Source organism: Stratiformator vulcanicus, assembly GCF_007744515.1.
Classification (GTDB): domain Bacteria; phylum Planctomycetota; class Planctomycetia; order Planctomycetales; family Planctomycetaceae; genus Stratiformator; species Stratiformator vulcanicus.
The window spans coordinates 4,483,178-4,505,211 of record NZ_CP036268.1; the positions used below are offsets into that span (position 1 = coordinate 4,483,178).

General features: G+C 59.5%; 20 protein-coding genes. 9 read left to right on the plus strand and 11 right to left on the minus strand.

What is annotated here, in order from left to right:
- Positions 1 to 58: 58 nt before the first annotated feature.
- From Pan189_RS17815 to Pan189_RS17845, 7 genes are all read right to left on the minus strand, one after another.
- Positions 59 to 751 carry a DNA-3-methyladenine glycosylase family protein gene (locus tag Pan189_RS17815; protein ID WP_145365434.1) on the minus strand — a complete coding sequence of 231 codons (693 nt, stop codon included), beginning with the start codon at positions 749 to 751 and terminating at the stop codon, positions 59 to 61.
- Positions 752 to 964: 213 nt separating this feature from the next.
- Entirely contained in the window at positions 965 to 1,588 is a 624-nt protein-coding gene (trmB, locus tag Pan189_RS17820) for a tRNA (guanosine(46)-N7)-methyltransferase TrmB (protein WP_310820738.1), read from the minus strand.
- 94 nt (positions 1,589 to 1,682) lie between these two features.
- Complete coding sequence (locus Pan189_RS17825; RefSeq protein WP_145365436.1) at positions 1,683 to 2,171, minus strand: 3-hydroxyacyl-ACP dehydratase FabZ family protein; 489 nt, start codon at positions 2,169 to 2,171, stop codon at positions 1,683 to 1,685.
- A gap of 259 nt (positions 2,172 to 2,430) precedes the next feature.
- A complete protein-coding gene (locus tag Pan189_RS17830) occupies positions 2,431 to 2,946 on the minus strand; it encodes a peroxiredoxin family protein (RefSeq protein WP_145365437.1) in 516 nt (171 codons plus the stop codon).
- 124 nt (positions 2,947 to 3,070) lie between these two features.
- Positions 3,071 to 3,577 carry a 2-amino-4-hydroxy-6-hydroxymethyldihydropteridine diphosphokinase gene (gene folK, locus Pan189_RS17835; protein ID WP_310820739.1) on the minus strand — a complete coding sequence of 169 codons (507 nt, stop codon included), beginning with the start codon at positions 3,575 to 3,577 and terminating at the stop codon, positions 3,071 to 3,073.
- Between the two features lie 116 nt (positions 3,578 to 3,693).
- Positions 3,694 to 4,047: a dihydroneopterin aldolase gene (folB, locus tag Pan189_RS17840; protein WP_145365439.1), complete on the minus strand. Its 354-nt coding sequence runs from the start codon at positions 4,045 to 4,047 to the stop codon at positions 3,694 to 3,696.
- Positions 4,044 to 4,787 carry an SDR family oxidoreductase gene (locus Pan189_RS17845; protein ID WP_145365440.1) on the minus strand — a complete coding sequence of 248 codons (744 nt, stop codon included), beginning with the start codon at positions 4,785 to 4,787 and terminating at the stop codon, positions 4,044 to 4,046. Before Pan189_RS17845 ends, folB begins: the two co-directional genes overlap by 4 nt.
- Positions 4,788 to 5,147: 360 nt before the next feature.
- Between Pan189_RS17845 and crtI the strand changes: the two genes are divergently transcribed.
- The 6 genes from crtI (at position 5,148) to dps (ending at position 12,821) form a co-directional block, all read left to right on the plus strand.
- Entirely contained in the window at positions 5,148 to 6,743 is a 1,596-nt protein-coding gene (gene crtI, locus Pan189_RS17850) for a phytoene desaturase family protein (RefSeq protein ID WP_145365441.1), read from the plus strand.
- A 55-nt stretch (positions 6,744 to 6,798) separates the two neighbouring features.
- Positions 6,799 to 8,322: an aldehyde dehydrogenase family protein gene (locus Pan189_RS17855; RefSeq protein ID WP_310820740.1), complete on the plus strand. Its 1,524-nt coding sequence runs from the start codon at positions 6,799 to 6,801 to the stop codon at positions 8,320 to 8,322.
- Positions 8,323 to 8,436: 114 nt separating this feature from the next.
- Complete coding sequence (locus Pan189_RS17860; protein WP_145365443.1) at positions 8,437 to 10,023, plus strand: phytoene desaturase family protein; 1,587 nt, start codon at positions 8,437 to 8,439, stop codon at positions 10,021 to 10,023.
- A 93-nt stretch (positions 10,024 to 10,116) separates the two neighbouring features.
- Positions 10,117 to 10,968, plus strand: a complete 852-nt coding sequence (locus tag Pan189_RS17865) for a lysophospholipid acyltransferase family protein (RefSeq protein ID WP_145365444.1) — start codon at positions 10,117 to 10,119, stop codon at positions 10,966 to 10,968.
- On the plus strand, positions 10,968 to 12,188 hold the full coding sequence (locus Pan189_RS17870; protein WP_310820741.1) for a glycosyltransferase family 2 protein: 1,221 nt from the start codon (positions 10,968 to 10,970) through the stop codon (positions 12,186 to 12,188). The genes Pan189_RS17865 and Pan189_RS17870 overlap by 1 nt, the downstream gene beginning before the upstream one ends.
- Positions 12,189 to 12,338: 150 nt before the next feature.
- On the plus strand, positions 12,339 to 12,821 hold the full coding sequence (gene dps / locus Pan189_RS17875; protein ID WP_145365445.1) for a DNA starvation/stationary phase protection protein Dps: 483 nt from the start codon (positions 12,339 to 12,341) through the stop codon (positions 12,819 to 12,821).
- A 42-nt stretch (positions 12,822 to 12,863) separates the two neighbouring features.
- Here the strand turns inward: dps and Pan189_RS17880 are convergent, their stop codons facing one another.
- Entirely contained in the window at positions 12,864 to 14,204 is a 1,341-nt protein-coding gene (locus Pan189_RS17880; protein ID WP_145365446.1) for a HEAT repeat domain-containing protein, read from the minus strand.
- A gap of 299 nt (positions 14,205 to 14,503) precedes the next feature.
- Here Pan189_RS17880 and Pan189_RS17885 point away from each other — a divergent pair, with 299 nt between their 5' ends.
- Both Pan189_RS17885 and purH read left to right on the plus strand, forming a co-directional pair.
- Positions 14,504 to 15,748, plus strand: coding sequence for a PQQ-binding-like beta-propeller repeat protein (locus tag Pan189_RS17885; RefSeq protein ID WP_145365447.1), 1,245 nt, complete (start codon positions 14,504 to 14,506; stop codon positions 15,746 to 15,748).
- A gap of 221 nt (positions 15,749 to 15,969) precedes the next feature.
- Positions 15,970 to 17,529 (plus strand): bifunctional phosphoribosylaminoimidazolecarboxamide formyltransferase/IMP cyclohydrolase, encoded by a 1,560-nt coding sequence (purH, locus tag Pan189_RS17890; RefSeq protein WP_145365448.1) that lies wholly within the window; start codon positions 15,970 to 15,972, stop codon positions 17,527 to 17,529.
- 115 nt (positions 17,530 to 17,644) lie between these two features.
- On the opposite strand, the gene Pan189_RS17895 is transcribed toward purH, so the two are convergent.
- Complete coding sequence (locus Pan189_RS17895) at positions 17,645 to 18,868, minus strand: hypothetical protein (protein ID WP_145365449.1); 1,224 nt, start codon at positions 18,866 to 18,868, stop codon at positions 17,645 to 17,647.
- 147 nt (positions 18,869 to 19,015) lie between these two features.
- Between Pan189_RS17895 and Pan189_RS17900 the strand changes: the two genes are divergently transcribed.
- Positions 19,016 to 20,134, plus strand: coding sequence for a DUF1570 domain-containing protein (locus tag Pan189_RS17900; protein WP_145365450.1), 1,119 nt, complete (start codon positions 19,016 to 19,018; stop codon positions 20,132 to 20,134).
- A 19-nt stretch (positions 20,135 to 20,153) separates the two neighbouring features.
- On the opposite strand, the gene Pan189_RS17905 is transcribed toward Pan189_RS17900, so the two are convergent.
- Positions 20,154 to 20,846, minus strand: a complete 693-nt coding sequence (locus Pan189_RS17905; protein ID WP_310820742.1) for an FHA domain-containing protein — start codon at positions 20,844 to 20,846, stop codon at positions 20,154 to 20,156.
- Positions 20,847 to 21,070: 224 nt separating this feature from the next.
- Complete coding sequence (locus Pan189_RS17910; RefSeq protein ID WP_310820743.1) at positions 21,071 to 21,943, minus strand: SDR family oxidoreductase; 873 nt, start codon at positions 21,941 to 21,943, stop codon at positions 21,071 to 21,073.
- Positions 21,944 to 22,034 lie beyond the last annotated feature (91 nt).

Below are 22,034 nucleotides of genomic sequence, written 5' to 3' on the forward strand. Positions count from 1 at the left end.
ACCCACGTTCTGACACAGGTCCGGTCGCAAGCGTTCGCAAAGTCTTCGGGCGAATTAATCACACCGGATACACCTCCAACTCTGCTGCCGCCCGATCATCGATGTCGGCGAGTCGCCAGAGGTACCACGTGGCGAGCGTGCGGTAGGGTCGCCATTGTTCGGCAAGGACTTCGCACTCTTTTGGTGGAGGCGAGGCGCTGTAGTCGAAGACCCGGCCAATGGCGTTGCGGACGCCCAGGTCGCCCGGCGGGAAGACATCGGTGCGGCCTAAGCCGAAGATGAGAATCATCTCGGCGGTCCAGCGCCCGATGCCACGGACGCTGACGAGTGCTTTCATCGCTTCTGCGTCGGGCATCTCCCACAGCGAATCCATCGGCAGCGAGCCGGCCTGCACGGCCTCGGCGGCGGACACGATGTAACTGGCACGAGCATTGGTCATGCCGGCACTGCGGACTTGATCGACTCCGAGCTTCGTGATCGTCGCGGGATCGAATCGCTCTTTGCCGGTCTGCTCGAGCAACCGGGCTGCGACGGTGCGGGCGCCTTTCATCGAGACCTGTTGCGAGACGATCACCCTCACGAGCAGGTCGAACAAGTCATCGTGAAGGGAGAGGCGGAATGGACCGACCTCGGCGATGAGTTGCTTCAACTCAAAGGAGGTGCCGCGCAGGTGCCGCAGGCCGCGACGGACTTCAACGGTGGGCCAGCGCCGAGGGGCATCGGAGTCGAGAGTTACATTCCGCGATGCCACAATTTGTTATCCATCAAAGCTCGTATTCCGCCAAAGTGACCTCGCGCCGCTTCCCGTGCAATCGGATGATCGGCGCTTTTAAGAGGACAAGCCGCGCACGAAGTAAGCGGATACTCGTCGTTGATCCGCTTACTTCGTGCGCGGCTTATTGGCATCTATAGCGGACGGGTTCATTATTTTATGCGCGGCTTGTTGGAATGATTTGCTGATGGATCAATGCCGCCAGAGGCCGCGGTGGATGGGGACGCCTTTTTCGCGTGCTTTGCGTTCGAAACTCGTCTGGTAGTCGAGTTCGTGTTCGGGCGGGCGTTCGTCGGGCGGGGGCAGCTGTTCGAAGCGGTCATCGTGATTCATCAAGCCGGAGATGACTTCAAAATACTCGGGCACGTCGGTCCAAGAATGGACCAGTCCGCCGGGTTTGACGACACGATCGAGCAGGTCGACGAACACGTCGTCGAAGAGCCGGCGATGGCGTTGCTTCTGCTTCCACCACGGATCGGGAAAGTAAACATGGGCGGCGGAGACCGAGTGCGGATCGATCAGCCGTTTCATGACGTATTTGGCATCGCCGCCAATCACGCGGGCGTTCGGTTGCCGTCGCTTCTTCAAGCGTTTGGCAGTGCGCCGCGCCTCTTTGAAATCGACTTCCATCCCGAGGAAATTCGTCTCGGGTTCGGCATCGCTGGCGTTGACGAGGAAGAGTCCGCGGCCGCAGCCGATGTCGAGTTCGACAGGCTGCTCGCGTTCAAAATAGGTCGCCCAATCGAGTTGAGGTTCGACGTCTTCCAATGTCACGAACCATGGGCGGAGGACTTCGCCGGGGGGTTGCTGCTGCATGGACGAAGATCGAGGTTCAGCGTGTGGCATTCAATAAGGGAGGGAGGATCAATACGGACGGTCCCTTGCTTGCGCTGCGGGCTTGTGTTTGGACTCACTCCGTCTTCAGCGGCACGCCGATGGTCTGACCGCTGACGACCATGCGGTCCTCAACAAATCCTTGAAATTCAAACGTGGCTTGCCGACCGGCGCGAAGCTTGAGCAGCTTCGCCGCAACGACAAAGCGATCTCCCGGGAAGACGGGCGAACGGAAGCGAATTTCGTTCATTCCGCCGAAACCGAGAATGTCGCCCTTGAGGATTTCGAATCGCTTGGAGTAGTAGCTGGCCAATTGGGCGGCGACTTCACACTGGACGACGCCGGGCATGATCGGGTAGCCCGGCATATGCCCGCGGCACCAGAACTCATCGTGCGTGAGATCTTTGAATCCGACGACTCCGACAGGATCCTCCTCGAGATGCACGATCCCGCTGAGCTGCTCCATCTCATGCCGTTGCGGGTTGTACTCACGAATCTCGTCGAGCGTAACGACGGGGTTCTCGAAGTCGAATTGCTTCAGATCGTAAAGGGGAGGCGGTGGCATGACTTAGAAAAAGATTGGACTGCGAAACCGGACAGGACGGGATCATAGCCCGGAAGTCGGCGTTGCGGAACCTTTCGGTGAAAATGTGTTCGCAGGCAGTCCCGACCGAACTTCAACGCATCGCTAATCGACACCCGTCTTGCTTCGAAATCTCGATCCCGCCGATGTCAGGCCATTTTGACACGGCGGAGTCGAAGGATCGGCCCCCCTGCCCTCGCTGCGGATGTGTAGGGGTCCCACGAGTGCCGAAAAGGACCCGTCAAAGGCCTTTGACGGCTTCGAGCAGTTCGCCCGCGGCGGGTCGCTTTGTCTTTAGGCCGTCGATCACTTTGACAATTTTGCCTTTCGAATTGATCACGTACGCATCGTACCCCTGAGTGCTGTAAGCCGAGGTCGCTTCGGCGGGGGCGTCGATCAGGATCGGAAATTTCGCGCCGGAGGCTCTCCGCATCTTGGCGATGCCTTCGGCTCCGTCACGCTCTTCCCGCAACACGACGACAACCTCGGCACCCGCCTCTTTGAATGCGGAGTATTTCGCTTGAAGCGACCTCAGATGCCCGGCACAGAACGGGCACCAATGCGCCCGGCTGAAGACGAGCACGACCGACCCGTCTTCAGTGAAGTCAGAGAGCTTCTGCTTATCCCCCGATTGGTCCTTAGCCGAAAAACCGGGGGCCTCGTCTCCTTCGGCGAGTTCCCCGGCGATCACCGCAGACCCCGAAACGAGCAATCCGAAGCCAACCACTGCTAAGCCAAATACATTTGTGCGACGCATAAATCTTCGCTCTCGTCAAAAATACAAATTGTTTCTTCGCATCGGAACCGATGTCCGACCGGCGTTATCGTAGGCACCGGCTCGCTACCTTCTGTGAGAAAAGTCACGAATCTGCTCGAACAAGTTACGACCGCAGATCGACGTCGTCCCGCAAGACCATCCCGTCGAGCCTGTTTTCGAATGACGCTGCTATCTCGGCCAACGTGCGCCCGTCGGTCGGGTGTCGATAGTCGGGATCGAGTTCGGCGAGCGGAATGGCGAGAAACGCATATCGAAAGATGTCGCCATCGGGCAGCGTTCGCCCCGCATATTCGCCCACGAGATCGTCAAACAGGGCCAGATCGAGATCGATCGTGCGAGGCCCCATCTTGTTTTCGGGATCGCGGACTCGGCCCAGACGTGTCTCGATTTCGCCGACGACATCGCTGAGGAACTGTTCGGGCGACAATTCGGTCGCCACGAGCACGGCCGCATTCAAGAAGTCGGCCTGATCGGTGAAACCGACCGGCGCGGTTTCGTAGACGCGGGAGACGGCTAGGATTTCGCCGTGGCTGGCCAGCAATTCGATAGCCGCGGGCAGATTCTGCTCCGGGTCGATATTGGATCCGATTCCGACGAAAGCGCGATGCACAGCGGGGGCTTCAGACACGAATGTAGGCGAGGGATTACGTTCGTCGAACGGCTCCGCTGATGCAAGGATTTCGCACTAGACAGTCGAAATTTCGACTCGCCGGGCATCTAAACTCATCACCTTGACCGCGTGATCACAACGCCGACGGAGGCGGCGAAGCGGACGGCAGTCGGCTTCTCCACTTTGACCGTCGCAGTCGTCACGCGGTCATCTTCCAGACAGATCGCAGCGATCTGCGCAGCCATCTTCTCGACGAGAAAGAATTCGGAGTTCTCGACGAGATCGATCGTCCTCTTCGAAATCGTCCGGTAATTCACGGCATCGTCGATCGCATCGCTCTGGCCGGCCGGACCGCAATCGCAATCGAGCGTGATGTTGATTAGCACATCCTGCTTTTTGATCCGCTCGTCGGGATTGATTCCGATGATCGCCCGCAGCAGCAGGTCTTTGATGATGACTTGGTCGCTCATGGTCCCGACAGGTGCTCCGCTCCGGTGACGTGCAAAATCTCGCCGCTGATAAAGTCCGACTGCAAAAGATAGAGCGCCGCGGCCGCGATGTCGTCCGGTCCACCGGTTCGGCCCAGTGGAATCTCCGGCACCTTGCGGCTTTTCCACTCCTCGGGATCGCTTCCGGGCGGCGGCAGGATCGCTCCCGGGGCGATCGCGTTGACCTGAACGCGCGGCGCCAACTGCTGCGCGAGCCCTTCCGTCATTGCCGCAAGCCCCGCCTTGGCGAGCGTGTAGGCGATGAAGTCGGGGGGAATTCGCCGTGACCGCCAGTCGGCGAGATTGAGGATGTGTCCGCGACGATCCCCCGGCAGTTGTTTCACAAATTGTTGGGCAAGGAAGAACGGCGATTTCAGATTGATGTTCTGGTGCCGGTCGTATAGGTCTTCGGTCGTCTCCACCAGCGGCGCGTTTTCAAAGATCGCCGCGCTGTTGACCAGCACGTCGATAGGCCCGAATGCGTCGCGGGCCGCATCGAAGATCGCCTCGGCCGTCGCGACCGAGTCGTTCAGGTCCGCCGAAATCGTGAGCGCTCCCACCCCGAACTCACGAAGTTCCGCAGCCGTCTCTTCAGCTTCGTCTTTCGAGGTTCCGTAATGCACGACCACATTGGCACCGGCCCTGCCCGCCCCGAGGGCGATCGATCGACCGATTCGGACCGCGGCACCGGTCACCACGCACGTTTTGCCGTCAAGGTTCATAAGGAATCTGCACCATCAATCCGAAGCGCGGCGGTGTTCAAGCAACGTCCGAGGGACGGAGACAGGAGAATATTCAGAGCACTATAGTCGAATCGCTGCTCGCGTCCGCTAAAATGGGAGGCCCTCCCCATCTGGTGGAAATTTTGTGAGGCCCGTCGGGTTTGTGGGGCCAACAACTCACTCGAAAATTCGGCTTAACCCGTTCAGATCGAATGTGTTAAGTTCATCCGCCCGAAGCCGCATCGACTGAAGGCAGAACGACACCGAAGTCTGAGGCTCGCCAATTCAGCGAAGTCGTCAACAATCTGTTGTTGCGATCTGATCCGACCACCGCGAATTCCGCATCTTTGAAGCACCTCTATGACCGCTGGACCAAATCATTCGCGGAACAGAGCTCCGAAGGTCATCATCGCCGGAGCCGGACCGGGCGGTCTGGCCGCGGCAATGCTGCTGCGTCATGCGGGCTGCCAGGTGAGCCTCTACGAACGCCGCCCGAGCGTGGGAGGCCGGACCAGTTCGATCCGCGCCGAAGGTTTTCGCTTTGACTGCGGGCCAACCTTTTTTCTGTATCCTCGGGTCCTTCAGGAAGTATTCTCCGCCGTCGGACGTGATCTGGCTGACGAAGTACCGATGGCGCGGCTCGATCCGCAATATCGGCTGATCTTCGGCCAAGGCGGCCAACTCGACGCCACCCGTGACGTCGAGAAAATGGAACGACAGATCGCGTCGATCAATCCACGCGACGTCGGGAACTTCGAACGCTATCTGACGGAGAACCGCCACAAGCTGGAGAAATTCCGGCCTGCGCTCGAGTCCCCCTTCAGCAAGCTGACCGATTTGATGTCGCCCGGGCTCATCGCAGCCCTGCCGGTCCTGCGGCCGTGGCTGTCGGTTGACGGGGACCTGAAACGCTACTTCAAAGACCAGCGGCTGCGAATCGCGTTCAGCTTTCAGTCGAAGTATCTCGGGATGTCTCCCTTCCGATGTCCGAGCCTGTTTTCAATTCTGGCGTTTCTCGAATACGAACACGGCGTCTGGCATCCGTACGGCGGGTGCGGGCAGATTTCGGAGCGGATGGCTGAAATCGCCGTCGAGATGGGCGTTGAACTGCATACCGCCGAGCCGATCGAAGAGATTCTTTTCGACGGGCGTAAAGCCGTTGGTGTGAAGACCGCATCCGGCGAAGAGTCCTGTGATGCTTTGGTCATCAACGCCGACTTCGCCCGCGCGATGCAGCGACTCGTTCCCGACACAATTCGCCGTCGCTGGACCGATCGCAAAATCGAGAAGAAGGAGTTCAGTTGCTCCACCTACATGATGTATTTGGGGATTGAAGGTCTCGAAGAGCAGTTGCAGCACCACACGATTTACATCTCTGAAAACTACGACCGCAACCTGCGAGAGATCGAGAGCGACCATGTGCTTTCGGACGATCCCAGCGTCTACGTTCAGAACGCCGGAATCACGGATGACTCGCTCGCCCCGAAAGGTTGCAGCACGCTATACGTGCTCGCCCCGGTGACGCATCAGCATCCGAACGTCGACTGGTCCGTCGAGAAAGATCGATTCCGCAAAGTCGTGATGCGACAGCTCGCACATTTAGGAATCGAGAATCTTGAGAAGCGAATTCGCTTTGAAAAGATCATCACACCGGCCGATTGGGATACCGACTACGAAATTCACATCGGTGCGACGTTCAATCTCGCTCACAGCCTGAAGCAAATGTTGCACTTGCGGCCGCGAAACCGCTTCGAAGACCTTGACGGCGTCTATCTCGTGGGCGGCGGAACTCACCCGGGAAGTGGTTTGCCGGTGATTTACGAGTCAGCACGCATCACCAGTCGCCTGCTCTGCGGGGACTTCGGTTTAGAGTTTCCTGAGACCGACGAGCCGCCGGCCCTCATCTCTCGCGGCTCCGCCGATGATGCTTTGGAAGCCGAGGCCGTTGCTTCCTGATATGATATTTTCCGACCGCACCGTTGCGGCGACCGTCTCGATGGATCGACCGAACATGTCCACAATCACCGCACAGCGCCCCAATATCGACCGCCGTTCTCACAGCGACGACCCCGACGAGGTCGCATTCGTTTCGGAGGCCCTGACGCAGGCGCGGTCGAGCCAGTCGGCTTGGGCAGAGCAGCCGCTCCGAGAAAAACTGAAGATCGTCCGCCGCTTTCGCGAGCAAATTGCCGCACGACCCGATGACTTCACGTATGCGGTTGAACTGCCGCAGCGACGCAATCGCGCCGAGACCCTGGCCTCTGAACTGCTCCCGCTGGCCGACGCCTGCCAATTCTTGGAGTCGGAAGCGCCGCGGCTCTTAGAGCCGAAAAAGCTCTCAAAACGCGGCCGACCCGGCTGGTTGAAAGGCGTCATTGCCGAGGAGCATCGGGAACCGTTCGGCGTCGTGCTGATCATCGCGACTTGGAACTATCCGCTGCTACTGCCGGGCGTGCAGATGCTTCAGGCTCTCGTAGCCGGCAACGCCGTGCTGCTTAAGCCCGGTAAAGGAAGTCACGCCGCCGCGGTCGCGCTGCGAGAAGCCGTTGTGGCGTGCGGACTCGACCCGAACCTCGTCACCGTGCTTTCTGAAGCGACCTCCGCCGCCCAGACCGCCATCACGCCGCCCGAGGGAACCTCCGGCGCGGACAAAGTCATCCTGACCGGCGCCGCTGCGACGGGTCGCAAGGTGCTCGCTCAAACGGCGGAGCATCTCACCCCCGCCGCCATGGAACTTTCAGGCTGTGATGCCGTCTACGTTCGCGGCGACGCCGACCTCGATCTGGTCGTCGATTGCCTCGCCCTCGGCATGACCTTCAACGGCAGCGCCACGTGCATCGCTCCCCGTCGCGTGCTCGTCCACAATTCGATATGCGATGAGCTCGCCGACCGACTGTCGGCTCGGTTTGCCGAATTGCCGAGCGCCGCGATCGAACCGACACTGGCCGGCCGCCTTTCGCGGCTGGTCGACGAAGCCTGTGATGACGGAGCAACCAAACTGGCCGGGCAGGTCGAAGGCCATGTGGTCGCGCCGATTTTGCTGCGCGACGCTTCGCCTGAGATGGCATTGTTGCAGGCGGACATTTTCGCCCCGCTGCTGTCGATCGTCCGCGTTACCGGAGACGAGCAAGCCCTCGAATTCGACCGCCGGTGTCCCTACGCGCTGGGCGCGACGATCTTCTCAACCGATGAAACGGCGGCGCGATCACTCGCTGCACAAATTAATGCCGGTTGCGTCGTGATCAATGACTTTTTGATTCCGACGGCCGATCCGAGAATTGCCTTCGGGGGGCGCGGAGAGAGTGGTTTCGGCGTCACCCGCGGCGGACAGGGTTTAATCGAGATGACGCAGCCGAAGACGGTCGTCGTGCAGCGAGCATCGTGGCGACCTCATTTGACCCCGCCCGACGAAACTTACGAACAATTCTTTAAAAATTACATCGCCTCGGCCCACGCGAAGAGCCCTTGGGCTCGAGCCAAGGCGGGGTTTGCTTTCCTGTCTGAAGCGGTGAAGAGGCAACGAGAACAACGTTAAACGGCGAACATATATAGCCCGACGCGCAAGCGAGGGTGCTATCTTGGATCAAAAAAGTCAAAACACATTATTCGCCCTCGCTTGCGCGTCGGGCTATCGAACTGGAAAACCCCGATGAGTATCGCCGAGCCGCTGGAAGCACATTCAACTTCGTCCGCCTCGAACGAACGTATCGTCGTGATCGGTGGGGGTTTGGGCGGCCTCGCCTCGGCCTGCGTGTTAGCCGCCCGCGGCTATCAAGTCACATTGCTCGACAAAAACGAATGGTTCGGCGGCAAGGCGGCGATCCTGCATGAAGGCGGATATCGCTTCGACATGGGGCCGACGATCGTCACCCTGCCCTCGGTCTTGAAGCGCATTTTCGCCGAAGCCGGTCGCGAGATGGCCGACTATCTCGACATGCGGCCGCTCGACCCGCAGTGGCGGTGCTTCTTCGATTCCGATTCGGCGAGCGGCGGTGGCGTGCTCGACCTTGTGTCCGACGTCGACCAGATGAAGCAGAACATCGCGGAATTTACCGGAGGCAGCGGAACATCGGCGGATGGTTACGAGGAGTTCCTCAACTATGCCGAGAAGTTGAACGGCGTTTCCGACCGTTTCTTCTTCTGGAAGTCGGTCGGCGGCTTGATGGACACCTTCAAAGCCGACGGCATGTTCGATGCGAAAGTCCTTAAAGACGTGATGTCGTTGCGAATGGGCTCGAGTGTTGCGGGAACCGTCCGAAAGTACGTGCCGGACGAACGGGTCGCGCAGATGATCGACCACTTCACCCAATATGTCGGCAGCGCCCCCGATCAATCGCCCGCCGTGCTGTGCGGCATCGCTCATATGCAGACCGAAGAAGGAATTTGGTATCCGATCGGCGGCACGCGGGCGGTGCCCGAAGCTCTGTGCAAACTGGCGGGCGAATTGGGCGTCGAATTCCGGCCGTCCACTCACGTCGCTCATATTGAAACCCAAAACGGTCGCACCACCGGAGTTCGTGCGGTCAACGGTGACCTTATTGAATGTGGCGCGGTCGTTTCGAACAGCGATTCCGTTCGCACACACCGCGAACTCATTGAGGGCAAGCCGGCACAGAAATTCTTAAATCGTCGGCAATACGAGCCGGCCTGCTCCGGTGTGGTTCTCTATCTTGGTCTGAAAGAATCTTACGAGCATCTGCTGCATCACTGCTTCGTCTTTAGTCGCGACGCCGAGGAAGAGTTCGAGGCGATCTATCGCAAGGGTGAACCGGCTCCCGATCCGACGTGCTATCTCGCCGCTCCCGCCCGTACCGAACCCGGCGTGGCGCCGGAAGGTGGGGAGGCACTCTACGTGCTCGTTCATACGCCTTACTTACGCGATCACCACGATTGGTCGAAGATGCTGCCCGAATATCGGCAGGTGATTCTCGACAAGTTGAAGCGAACCGCGGGAATGGAAGACATTGAAGACCGCATCGAAGTCGAGCAGCACTTGACGCCACAGGACATCCACGAGCGGTATCATGTGCTCAACGGTGCGATTTATGGTCTCGCCAGCCACGGTAAATTTACGGGGGCATTTAAACCCGCGAACCGAAGCAAAGACGTGACCGGCCTATATCTGGCCGGCGGTTCGGCTCACCCGGGCCCGGGCATGCCGATGGTCTTAATGTCTGGCTGGATTGCCGCCGACACCCTCGACCAGGACGGCGTGGTCAGTAAATCTGCCAATTAGTAGTGCCGTCGCGAATGTAAAGACAGGGACTCGAGAACTCGGACCGATGGGCATCCCACAGCAATTTCACAACTCGCGGTTGTCTCCACGAACATGAGTACTGCCACCGCCCGGACATCCAAAGCGGGTCGCCGGCCCGCGGCTTGCCCGCGGCTCAACAAGACGCTGTGTCGGCTTTTCTTAAGATACCTGCGCGGATATTTCCCAAAGCATTTCCACGCATTGCGGATTCAATACGAGAATCGCGAGGCGATACCGACCTCCGGCCCGGTCGTATGCTTCATTAATCACGCCGGTTGGTGGGACCCGCTGACCGCGTTTCAGTACAATCGTTTTCTGTTCCCCCAGCGATTCGCATTCGCGCCGATCGATGCCACAGCTTTGGAACGATATCCCTTTCTCGGCAAGATCGGCCTGTTCGGAATTGACGCGCATTCCCCTCGCGGGGCGGTGCAATTATTAAAGACAGCGGGCGCGATCTTCGAGCGTCCCGACGCATCGCTGTGGATTACGCCACAGGGGCGATTCTGCGACCCGCGTGAGCGGCCGATCCGGTTTGAGCGGGGGTTGGGACATCTGGCGAAGGGGACGCGAGGTTTGACTTTAATTCCGGTCGCCATTGAATATTGCCATTGGAATGAACGTCTGCCCGAACTGCTGGTGCGTGTCGGCGATCCGGTGAAGAGTCCGACGAGCGATGATGGCACGACCGACCTCCCCCTCGACACTGACGCATGGACGGCTGAGTTGGAGCATCGGCTTGAAGCGACGATGGACCGACTGGCGGTCGATGCGATCGCGCGGGACAAGTCGCGATTTGAGGTGGTCCAAGCGGGCCGGTCCGGGGTGAGTAGTCTATACGACCCGGTCCGCCGCGCGATCGCGTGGATGAAGGGCAAACGATACGCGGCCGAGCATGACGTGGTGCTGGAAGGCAAAACGTAATGTCGTACTGGATGTTTGCCCTGGCGATCACCGCTCTTGTACTCGCGGCGATTCCGGCCTTAATGACCGCAATCAATCTTTGTGTGTTTCATCCGCCGAAAAACCCGGATGCCGGCGCCCGCCCGGCAGGCATTTCGCTGCTGATCCCCGCGCGAAATGAAGAGCGTTCGATCGAAGCCTGTGTGGAAACGGCATTAAAGAGCGAAGGGGTCGACTTGGAGGTTGTGGTCTTAGACGATCACTCTGAGGATGCAACCGCGAATATTGTCGGACGGCTTGCCGAGCGAGACGATCGCGTGCGACTCGTCTCGGCGCCGACTCTCCCGGAGGACTGGTGCGGGAAGCAACATGCGTGCTTCCGACTTTCCCGATTCGCGACTCATGATCGGTTCTGCTTTATCGATGCCGATGTGCGAATTAAGCCGGGTGCTCTTGGGGCGATGAATGCCGAAATGGAGCGGCGCGGCGTCGACCTGCTCAGCGGCTTCCCTCGACAGGAAACCGGCACGCTTTTGGAAAAGTTGTTAATACCGCTGATCCCGTTCTTATTAATGGGATACCTGCCGCTGCCGATCGCGCGGCGCTCAAACTGGTCCGCCTTCGCGGCGGGTTGTGGGCAATTCTTCCTGACGACCCGATCGGCTTATGAGACGGTCGGTGGTCACGAGGCCGTAAAGCGATCGCTGCACGACGGTGTGACCCTCCCGCGGGCTTATCGGCGGGCGGGACTCAAGACCGATATTGTCGATCTCACGCCTTTAGCAACCTGCCGGATGTATCGCTCGAATGCCGAGGTCTGGAGCGGGCTGTCAAAAAATGCGACCGAGGGCCTGGCCTCGCCGATCGGCATCTGGGTCTGGACGTTTCTGCTGGCGGGAGGATTCTTACTGCCGTTCGCGCTGCGGTGGGAACCCCTAGACTGCGTCGAGCTTCCCCCTTCCGATGCATCGAAGGAAGTCTGGGACGATCACCAGCGATTCCTTGATGCTGACAAAGCGCTGGTGTTGATGCCGCAAATTGGCGTGGCGCTGGCACTGCTGACACGGCTGGTATTGGCGTGGCGGTTTCGACAGTCGCTCTTTGCGGCAGTGACTTATCCGGTGGGAATCGCGACTTTACTCGTACTGCAATGGTCCGCATTGGTCCGCAAACTCCTCGGTCGCCCGGAGTCCTGGAAGGGACGCAACTATACGGCGGCCACTTCCTCCACGCAGACGTAGCCGATCCGGCCATAGGAGTTATCCCGGTTCCGTTCGCTTTCGCCACCGAATGGTTCTTCGGTTCGCTATAATGATTTGGAGGGGAAGTTGACGCCTTTCAATTTATGTCGAAACGAAACGTTTTTTATCTGCCGCGGAGGAGAATAGCTTATGTTTTGGAAGCGAGATGTCTTAAACGATGCCGATGCGAAGAAGGTCGGCGATGAGTTGCAGAAGGTTTTGGTCCATCTGGTCGATCTGAGCCTCACGACGAAGCAGGCTCACTGGAATTTGCACGGCCGAACATTCTTCGGTGTGCACGAAAAGTTGGATGAGATCGTCGCAGCCGTCCGCGAGTATGTCGACGAGGTCGCGGAGCGAATGGATCAATTGGGGATCGCCCCCGACGGTCGCGCTCAGACGGTGACGGCCAGTTCGACGTTCGAGCCCTATCCCGACACATTCTTAACGGTCGGGCAGACGCTGACCCACATGGCCGATCGGCTGTCGATTCTTTCGAAGGTGCTTCGAGACGCCTCGACAGCAGTGGCCGATCCCGACCCGCCGACCGAAGATCTGCTGATCGCGATCACGCAGACGGTCGAGAAATACCTGTGGATGCTGCAAGCCGCGCAAGAAGCCGACGGCGAGTGATCGGGCGGTGCCGAATTCAGAAAACCGCAAAGCGGGATGTTCTCAGAACGTCCCGTTTTTTTGCGCCGTCCACCAAGCCAGCCAAGTACGTTCATCGTAACCGAACGATTCTTCCGCCCCGGTGATTTTCTTAAGGGCCGTGAGTATTTCAGGATTCTTATGATTGTAATTGATCGTCACGGTCTTCCAGCGAACATTCTGAGCAGCCGCGGGATCGTTCACGATGACACCGTTCTGTAGTTGCCCGCTGCGGAGCATTAAGTCGATGTCGGGAGGCAGGGATGCGCCTCCGGCTCCGAAAGAACCCGCCGTTGAAAAGCTCATCGTGCCGCTACGATCGGGTACCTGGACTTTATATTGATGGGTCGTAATCAGCGAAGCGATCAGGTCAGGGACGGCGTTTTGATCGGCCACGCGGCCCAGACCGATCCCTGACCGCCGGACCATAATGTTCTTGTCGCTGCGCAGGGTGCGACGGTACTGGGTCATGGCGAGCGGAAATTGATTTTCTGTGATGGAATCGAGTGCGAGATCTCTCATCCGGCGGTTCACGTCGAGCAAGGATTGATCAACAAGGGGACCGACGGCTGCCCCGCCCCCGATGTTGACGATTGTCGCCACATACAATTCTCGCACCGGCACCGATTTGGAGTTCGACAGAAAACGCCGCAGCGCAGGAATCGCGTCGGGGTCGTCGATTCGCTCAAAGTTCTCGATCGCTTCGAGTTGTCGGCCGGAATGTCCGCCGAAAAGCCAACCCGCCCAAAGTCTGACGCGAGGATACCACGCTTGCACCCGCTCCTCGCGGGCGGCAGCGCGTTCCATTAAATCACGTTCCTGCGAGGTCACATATCGCCCGTCATGCTTGACGTATCCACGACGACGCATCGCTTCATCCCGCGGCAGCCACTCGCCATCATGACGTATGTGGCCCAGGGCAGCGCGGGCACGCTCGTGATCAGGTTCGAATTCCACAAGCCTCCGCAGATGCCTGAGCCGCTCGTCTTTCAAGCGATTCTCCCGGCACCATTCTGAAAGCTCCCAGTGTGCGGGCCCCGTATCGGGAATGGTCCGGGCCTTCGTCTCATATTCTTCGAGCAATGGCGAGCGGGTCTTCACTTCGGAGACATCGTCTCGATGCAGTTCGACCGTGATCCCGCCCGGCGTTGTCAGCGTGACACGTGAGTCGTCCGGCGCCGCACCGTCGACACCCAGACCTCGAAGTTCCCCACCTGTTCGCAGTTGCGCGACATCGGCCGACGTCATCGCCGGCGACACCAACAAAATGCAGGAGATCAACCCGATTGCCATCGCGTCTCGGGCACGCACCGGGTGCGGATTAGTAACAAGGTCGGTCGATCGCACGGGGGGTGGGCAGGACATGATCGTTCCACTGTTCGTACCGCAATTAGATTTCACCGCGCATCGGTTGGATTGCGCCGTTTTCGTCCATCCCATCCGCATGTTAGGGTGCGTTTCTCGGCAATAACAGACCCTATTCGCGTTGAAATTCCCGAATCAGCGTAACCGCTTCGGTCGGCGCGAATCAGGCAGGTCGGGTAGACCGGCGAGCTTGCGGGCTGGTATTCGGCCCGGCCCGGTCTCTACCATCAGTTGCGGAACGCGGACCGATCGGCCCTGTTCGAACGCGATCACTCCAATTCAATCGTGGTGTCGTCTCTATGCGTCATTCTCCAATCAATGTTACCGGGCCCTGCACGGTCGTCGGTATTCGGGTAATCAATCTCGCTCTGATTGCAATAACACTGCTACTCGGTGGTCTTGGTCCCGACACGGCATTTGCGCAACGATCAAAGATTCCGTCGAATTCCTTTTTGCGGCGATACGGCTTGGAGCGAGCGTGGCTGGGCCGGGCGACGATCGACGCCCGGCAAGACATTGTGAAGGTTTTGTCCGGCGATGAAGAAGTCATGTTCTGCTCAACGAGAGCCGGTGTGCTTTCGGCGTTCGACGCAGAGTCCGGGCGAAAATTGTGGACGCAGCTTTCGCCCCGTGTCCAACAATTCCTGTCGGATGTCGTGACCGACAAGGGTCGCGCCTTTACGATTGTCGGCGAAAAAATTTATGCAATCAATAAGTTGTCCGGGGCCATTGAGTGGGAACTAAGAGTGCCGTTCGTTCCGGTGTCCCATCCTGTTTTCGACGAAACTCAGATGTACGTCGCGACGCTCGACGGCAGTGTCTACGCCTTCAACATCGAAAAGGTTGAGAAATACTCCAAGGAAGGACTACTCCCGCAGTACATCGAAGACACGATCGTCTGGCGATACAATACGGGCATTCGGATCGTCTCACCCCCGGCGGTCTCGGAGGGGCACGTGGTGTTCGGAACGGCAAACGGGAACGTTTTCGGCGTTTCGGCCAGTGACCGCAGCGAACTCTTCCAGTTCGAAGTCGACACGAAATTTTCGGCTCCGCTGATCGCCAAAAATGGAATCGTCTATCTGCCCACGGCGGAAGCGACGATGTATGCGGTCCGGATGAGAAACGGAACGTCCGCTTGGGAATTTATCGCCGGCACTCAGATCAGTCAGCCGGTTCTGCCGATCGGTGATTCCGTCTTTCTGATTGCTGAGAATCAGGGACTATTCCGCGTCGAACGGAAAATCGGCGATGTGCATTGGAGAGATCGTCAAATTGAGCAGTTTCTCGCCGTCTCCAACACTCGGGCTTACGGCGGCGCCGAGCGCGGCAAGATCGTTGTCGACGATCGTGAGACGGGGCGCCGGATCGGAAGTTTCACGCTCGCCGATTTCAAAGTCCGCATGACAAATCCGCGGACCGATCGCCTTTACATGGCGACCGAGGCGGGGGTCGTAATGTGTGTGCGGGAGATCGCTTCGGACTTTCCGGTTTATCACGAAGCTCCCGACCTGCGTCCCATTCTGCCGGAATTCGCTCAGTAGCATCGCACGGTCGAACGAGCCGAGTCGATCGCAGACCGCGTCGAGCAAGTCGGCCGAGGTCATTGCTTTGCGGTCGTGTTCAGCCTCCGCTATGTAAAGACCTATCAGGTTCGACCGCCCGGTTGAATCTGATCAGGGCGGCCCCGCCGATGCTTATTTGGCCGCTTCCCGTTTTTTCCCCAATCTTTTGTTCCCGAAACTTTTCTTGAAAACCCCCTGTGATGCCGCGCGCTCTGATCAGTGTCAGTGACAAAACGAACCTCGACCGGCTGGCACCGGCTCTTGTCGAACTCGGATTCGAACTGCTGTCAACCGGCGGTACGCGACGGCATCTCGAGTCGCTGGGCGTCGAAGTCATCGATGTCGCGTCATACACCGGCTTTCCTGAAATGATGGGAGGGCGAGTCAAGACTCTTCACCCATTGGTCCACGGAGCCATTCTCGGTCGGCCCGACCTTCCCGACGACGCGACCGCGATTGCCGAACACGGGATCGTGCCGCTCGATCTCGTGGTCGTGAACCTGTACCCCTTCGAGCAAACAGTGGCAAAGGCAGACGTTTCGGTCGACGAGGCGATCGAGCAGATCGATATCGGCGGCCCCAGCATGATCCGTTCGGCCGCCAAAAATCATCGCTACGTCGGTGTAGTGACCGACCCCGACCAATACGCCGACGTCGTCGGAGCGTTGGAGACAGACACGTTCGATCAAGCGTTTCGCCAACGCCTCGCGCGAGCGGCTTTCGCGAGAACGGCGGCTTATGACAAAGCCATCGCGACCTATCTGGCTTCGCTCGAAGCAAACGATACCGAGTCCGTGGAGGACCGGCTTGAAGTCGGAATGCAAAAAAGAGCCGACCTGCGATACGGCGAGAACCCACATCAATCGGCCGCGTTTTACGTCGAGAGTGACCCTGAGCCGGCAACGCTCGCTGCCGCCGAACAATTGCACGGCAAAGAGCTCTCGTACAATAACCTGCTCGACCTCGACGCGGCTTTGAACCTGATTCGCGAATTCGATGACCCGGCGTCGGCGGTCCTGAAGCACACCAACCCCTGCGGCTGCGGGACGGCGGAGTCGCTTAAGGAGGCATTTACGCGAGCCTACGCGGGTGACCCGGTCAGCGCCTTCGGGTCGATCATCGGTTTCAATCGCGCGGTCGACGCCGAGACGGCCGAAGCGCTGTGCGAGCCGGGCCGATTCGTGGAAGCGATCATTGCCCCCGGCTTCGACGCCGATGCGATCGAATTGCTGACGACAAAGCCCACTTGGAAGAAGAATGTGCGGCTGATGAAGTTGCCGGGCCTTCGCGAGCCGCGTCGCGGGGATCGAGATTACAGACGCGTCACCGGCGGACTGCTCGTGCAGGATCGCGACGAGGGGACGAGTCCATCATCCGATTGGAAGGTCGTCACGGAGCGACAACCGACCGACGCGGAATTGACCGACCTGACGTTCGCGTGGCTCGTCTGCAAGCACGTGAAGTCGAATGCGATCGTCTTCGCGAAAGATCGGATGGTGACCGGCGTGGGGGCCGGCCAGATGAGCCGCCTCGACTCATCGATGATCGCCGCCCGCAAGTCGGACGGTCGTTGCGTCGACGGCGTGTGCGCGAGCGACGCATTCTTTCCCTTTCGCGACGGCGTCGATCAGGCGGCCGAAGCGGGAATCCGGGCAATCATCCAACCCGGAGGATCGAAAAGGGATGACGAAGCGATCGCCGCCTGCAACGAACACGGCATCGCGATGCTGTTCACCGGCCGCAGACACTTCAGACACTAAGCCGACTTGAGTGTTGAGAGCCGGGGTGTCCGGAGACGGTTCTTCCATCACCCCGAACGGTGGAGGCTATCTTCAAATTGGCGGTCAATGATTCCTCAAAACCAATCGACGATCTTCATTTCTCGGCAATCGGAATCTTCGCTTCGATCGTAATTTGCTCTTCTACGAGCGTTTGCGGAAGGCTCCATTCGAGGTCGGACGTGCGGAGAGCTTCGATCGGACCTTCGAAGATCAAGGTCGCATCGAATCGGCCGACTCCCGTTCCCACGGCCCGATACTCGACCAGTTGGGTCGAAGACTTAGACAAGCGAGGAGCGGCATTGGTGACGGCTCCCGTGTGCGATTCGAGTTCCGCGGAGCAATTGAGGAATCGAACGGCAGCTTCGACTCGCAGGCGCGCCGGCTCAGGCGACTGGCCGGAGGAACCCTCTCTCAACTGCGCATCTTGAACCTTGAGTGCAACATGGCCGACACGGTCGAACGCTCCGTCAGATTCTGCGATGCGTGGTATCGACAACTCGACCTGCCCCGCCCCGTAGGTCAGCGTCACCGGCAAAGAGAGGTCGAGCACGGCCTCCGATTCGATATCGGCCGGCAGGACAAAGCGAATCGTCAACGGAGTGCCTCCATCGCGATTGATCCAAGGCAGGTTGCGACGGGCGTCGGGCGTCCAAGGTTTGAGCTGCGCTTGACCCGCTATCGCCTTGGAATCGGAATCATGCCATTGGACGCGAACCGGCAATTTCGACGGCTCAGCCAACAGGTCGGCCGTGACGGTCAGCAGACGCCGACCGTCACCGAGACGACGCGTTCGCGCCGGCATGATCGTGGAGCGAACGATCCCCTTCGTAACGACCGTTCCCGAAGCTTCCGGTCGATCGATCAGGATCAAGTCGCCCGAGGGAGACATCCCCCGGACCGCGAATTGGGCCGTCTGTGACGCGTGCGACAGGACTTTCCACACAGACATTTCGGGAACAGATTCGATCTGTCGACCGAGTACTGATTCATTGAGCCGGGTCGTGTCGAATTTCCAACCGCATTGATTCGAGATTTGAGTAAAAAGAGACGATACGCTCATCCGTTTTTCGACCGCGATCCGGTGCGGCCGGGCGACGTCATCCGCCCTCCGCTGCTCGAAGTTGAGGCGAATTCGCTCGAGCAAATCATTCGCCCCAGGCGTCGGCAGCGTCCCCGCCGCGGGTAGATGCGCGAGGGTTTGAGTCTCCCGCGTCATGATCTGCTCGGCAGCGTGGAGCCGGACGCGTGACTGCGGAGCACTGAGTTCATCGAGCTGTTGAGAAAGCGATTTCTCACCGGCCGGCAGAGGGGTCGCCACGAGCGCCACAGCCGCGACAACCGTCACGACCCGCAAGACGAACTGAGCGAGCCGGTCGGGTCGGAGGGGGTCGACGCCGGATGACCGCGATGCGTGAGTTAGGGTTCGAACACGTCGCCCACCCCGTCCGCTGTTCCGGCTTGACTGATGCAAAATCGAAGACTCCGATCGCAATCTCGGCTCATCACGTGTTGGTCGGTGATTGTACTCGGGCTGACCGCCGGCGTGGGAGACATCGCAGAGGCGGGGAATCGATTTTCGCTGATCGAGTTCGAAACGAGCAGCAAAACCCAACGGGGGCGATTGCTGGCCCGTGACAGCTCCGCCGCGCTATTCGAAGACGAGGCGGCCCGTTTGCACTACGTCCGACTCTCGGACATCAAACGCGTCGAAAAAGTTGGGCCGTTTTACCACTGGGGTAGCCGGACGATGCGGGCCGAACTGGCCGGCGAATTCGGTGCGGAGGCCGGTTATCAGGGGGCAAATCCGTTTCTTGTCGTTGGCCCGCCTGACCGGGTTAAGGATTACGCCCGCGTATTGGGCGAAGTCTACGGATCATTTCGCCGGTTCCTTCTGACCCGGGGGTTTGACGTCGCGGAGCCGACGTCGGTCCTCGTGGTGGTCGTTTTTCCGAATCGCGAAATGTTCGAGGCCTATGCCCAAAAAGAGAAGACCAAGATTTCTCGCGACCTCGTCGGCTATTACCTGCCGACCTCCAATCGCATCGCCCTGTATGCGGGGGGCGCCGGTCGTTCGGCCCGCAGTTCCACGGGCATGGCGATCGAGAATACGTTGGTGCATGAAGCCACGCACCAGCTCGCTTTCAACATGGGGCTTCACGACCGGGTCGGACAGAATCCGCAGTGGGTCGTTGAAGGATTCGCGACAGTCTTTGAAGCACCGGGCGTGCGGTCTCAAAGCGGTAGTCGGACGGTACTCGACCGTGCCAATCATGATCGCCTCCGCTGGTTTCGCGAGTCGATCGATCGTCGCCCGAGCGAGAACGCTTTGGCGAAGTTCGTCTCGTCCGATCAGGCGTTTCAACGCAGCGCGCTCGATGCCTACGCCGAAGCGTGGGCGCTCTCATTCTATCTGCTTGAGACCCGGCCCGTGGCATACGCTCGCTATTTAAAGCGGGTGGCCTCCCGCGATTCTCTCGGCGGGTATTCGGCGGCGGAGCGGCTGTCGGACTTCGAAGCGGAGTTCGGGAAGAACCTCGACATGCTCGACGCCGACTTCGTCCGCTTCTACAAGAAATTGCGGTAGCACCGGGGGAAAGCGCGGTTCAGCGTTCGGGGTCGGTGATCCGACGCAGCGCGACTGCGAGTTCCATTTCGAGCTTGAGCAGCCGTTGCCATTCTTCCCAGCCGACGAGCATCTCGGGATGCTCGGGGATCGAAGCCGTCTCCTCGGCTGACAGCACGAGCCCTTTGAGTTCTTCATGAACATGGTCGAGCAGGTCGGACAGTTGCGCCCGCTGCAGGGCTGTCAGCCCTTGCGGGAACTTGGCCCATTCGGGCTCATAACCTCCGCCTGCTTGGCCGGTGACGCCGCCGGTGACATTGTGCCATTCGTCCGAACCGGCGAGTTGCTCCGCCTGTTCCGGCTTGATGGTCACGGTCTCTTCCCTTGGTAATTCGTCCTCGCCGAGTTCTTGCTGTCCGGCTAATGACTTTCGAGCCTCGATCTCATCAACGCCGCCGTAGAGCAGGACGCAGCGACCGATCGTCACATGATCGCCGGGCCGCAACACCCGTATTTGAACCGGGCGGCCGTTGACCCGTGTGCCATTGGTGCTGTCGAGGTCGGTCAGAATGATCTGCCCCGACTCTTCCTGCAGCTTGGCGTGAAAGCGGCTGACCCGTTCGTCATTGAGTCGGATCGAATTTTCTTCCTCGCGGCCCATCGTCAACGGCAACGCCTGGTCGCGATAGACGCGACCGCGTTCCAAGCCTTCGAGAATTTGAAGCGTCACCATGGCCATCGTCACGCGTTGCCCGAGATTGCAACATGACAGGGTTTTCGCCGGTGCGACCGGCACGTCCGCGGGTGCCCCGCCAACCGTATCAACCGGGTTCGGGCAGAGAACCGGTCGAACAGGCAGAGCGTTCGCTCATGCCCGTGCAGCATGATTGCGATTGGGAATCGCGTCAACGAGTGGCCGAAATTCTTGCGATTTCGTTCCGAATTCAGCCGAGATCGTCAGCCGAGATCGTCAGAACGGTTCACCGCGTCTTTCAGTCCCTCGTGGTAAGTTGGAAAGGAGAGCGACAGTGAGAACTCGTCTTTCATCTGTCGGTTGCGGCACCGCTTGCCCGTTCCGGATGAGTGCCGCGCGTCGCGATCTTTGTCGAAGATCGGTTCCGCAGTGCCGGCCAATTCGGCGAGTACCTCGTAGTAATCGGCGCGGCGAACGGGCTGATCATCACTGACGAGAAAAGTCGTACTCGGTTGCTTCGCTCCCGCGGCCGCACGCACGACTGCGACCCCATCGTCGACATGAATCAGATTCAGCCAGGCGTCGGGGTCTCCAGCGATCGGTTCGCGCTCTTTGAGTTGCGAAATGCGGCGGAGCAGCCGGTCGGGTCCGTAGATGCCTGCGAATCGCAAGATCACGCGTTCCGGAATCGAATTGGAGAATTCGTCGAAGACTTGTTCGGCATCGAGACAGACACGACCGGAGTCTCGTGTGGGTGCGGCCGCCGTCTGCTCATCGATCCAACGCCCGTCCGATTCGCCGTAGACACTCGTACTGGAGACGTAGATCGTTCGACCGCATCGCCCGGCCATTCGCTCAAGCGTGTGACGCAGCCCGTTGACATAGACTTCGCGCTGAGACTTTCCGGCGGACCGGTCCAAGCCGACGGCGAACAGCAAGGTGTCGGCTTCGGGCAAGTCTGACAAGCTGTCGGGCTCGGTGACATCACCGACGATCGGCTCAAGGCCGATCTCCCGCAGTTGATCGGCCCGCTCCGGCGATCGCGTCAGCGCGGAGACGCTGTCACCGGCTTGGAGCCAGGCGCGGGCCGCGCGCAGGCCGAGGTATCCGCAGCCGACGATCATTCGCTTTGGCATCGGGTCGTCCTTCTCGTGACTTACCTGTGATGATCTCGCCCTGTGGTGATCTCGGCCTGTGGTGATCTCGCCCTGTGATGAACTCGCTGGG

Bases quoted from the DNA above. Each gene is read 5' to 3' on its own strand.
- trmB (WP_310820738.1), bottom strand. From the start codon at position 1,588: ATGCAGCAGCAACCCCCCGGCGAAGTCCTCCGCCCATGGTTCGTGACA.
- Pan189_RS17825 (WP_145365436.1), bottom strand. From the start codon at position 2,171: ATGCCACCGCCTCCCCTTTACGATCTGAAGCAATTCGACTTCGAGAAC.
- Pan189_RS17830 (WP_145365437.1), bottom strand. From the start codon at position 2,946: ATGCGTCGCACAAATGTATTTGGCTTAGCAGTGGTTGGCTTCGGATTG.
- folB (WP_145365439.1), bottom strand. From the start codon at position 4,047: ATGAGCGACCAAGTCATCATCAAAGACCTGCTGCTGCGGGCGATCATC.
- Pan189_RS17845 (WP_145365440.1), bottom strand. From the start codon at position 4,787: ATGAACCTTGACGGCAAAACGTGCGTGGTGACCGGTGCCGCGGTCCGA.
- crtI (WP_145365441.1), top strand. From the start codon at position 5,148: ATGACCGCTGGACCAAATCATTCGCGGAACAGAGCTCCGAAGGTCATC.
- Pan189_RS17855 (WP_310820740.1), top strand. From the start codon at position 6,799: ATGTCCACAATCACCGCACAGCGCCCCAATATCGACCGCCGTTCTCAC.
- Pan189_RS17860 (WP_145365443.1), top strand. From the start codon at position 8,437: ATGAGTATCGCCGAGCCGCTGGAAGCACATTCAACTTCGTCCGCCTCG.
- Pan189_RS17865 (WP_145365444.1), top strand. From the start codon at position 10,117: ATGAGTACTGCCACCGCCCGGACATCCAAAGCGGGTCGCCGGCCCGCG.
- Pan189_RS17870 (WP_310820741.1), top strand. From the start codon at position 10,968: ATGTCGTACTGGATGTTTGCCCTGGCGATCACCGCTCTTGTACTCGCG.
- dps (WP_145365445.1), top strand. From the start codon at position 12,339: ATGTTTTGGAAGCGAGATGTCTTAAACGATGCCGATGCGAAGAAGGTC.
- Pan189_RS17880 (WP_145365446.1), bottom strand. From the start codon at position 14,204: ATGTCCTGCCCACCCCCCGTGCGATCGACCGACCTTGTTACTAATCCG.
- Pan189_RS17885 (WP_145365447.1), top strand. From the start codon at position 14,504: ATGCGTCATTCTCCAATCAATGTTACCGGGCCCTGCACGGTCGTCGGT.
- purH (WP_145365448.1), top strand. From the start codon at position 15,970: ATGCCGCGCGCTCTGATCAGTGTCAGTGACAAAACGAACCTCGACCGG.
- Pan189_RS17900 (WP_145365450.1), top strand. From the start codon at position 19,016: ATGCAAAATCGAAGACTCCGATCGCAATCTCGGCTCATCACGTGTTGG.
- Pan189_RS17905 (WP_310820742.1), bottom strand. From the start codon at position 20,846: ATGGTGACGCTTCAAATTCTCGAAGGCTTGGAACGCGGTCGCGTCTAT.
- Pan189_RS17910 (WP_310820743.1), bottom strand. From the start codon at position 21,943: ATGCCAAAGCGAATGATCGTCGGCTGCGGATACCTCGGCCTGCGCGCG.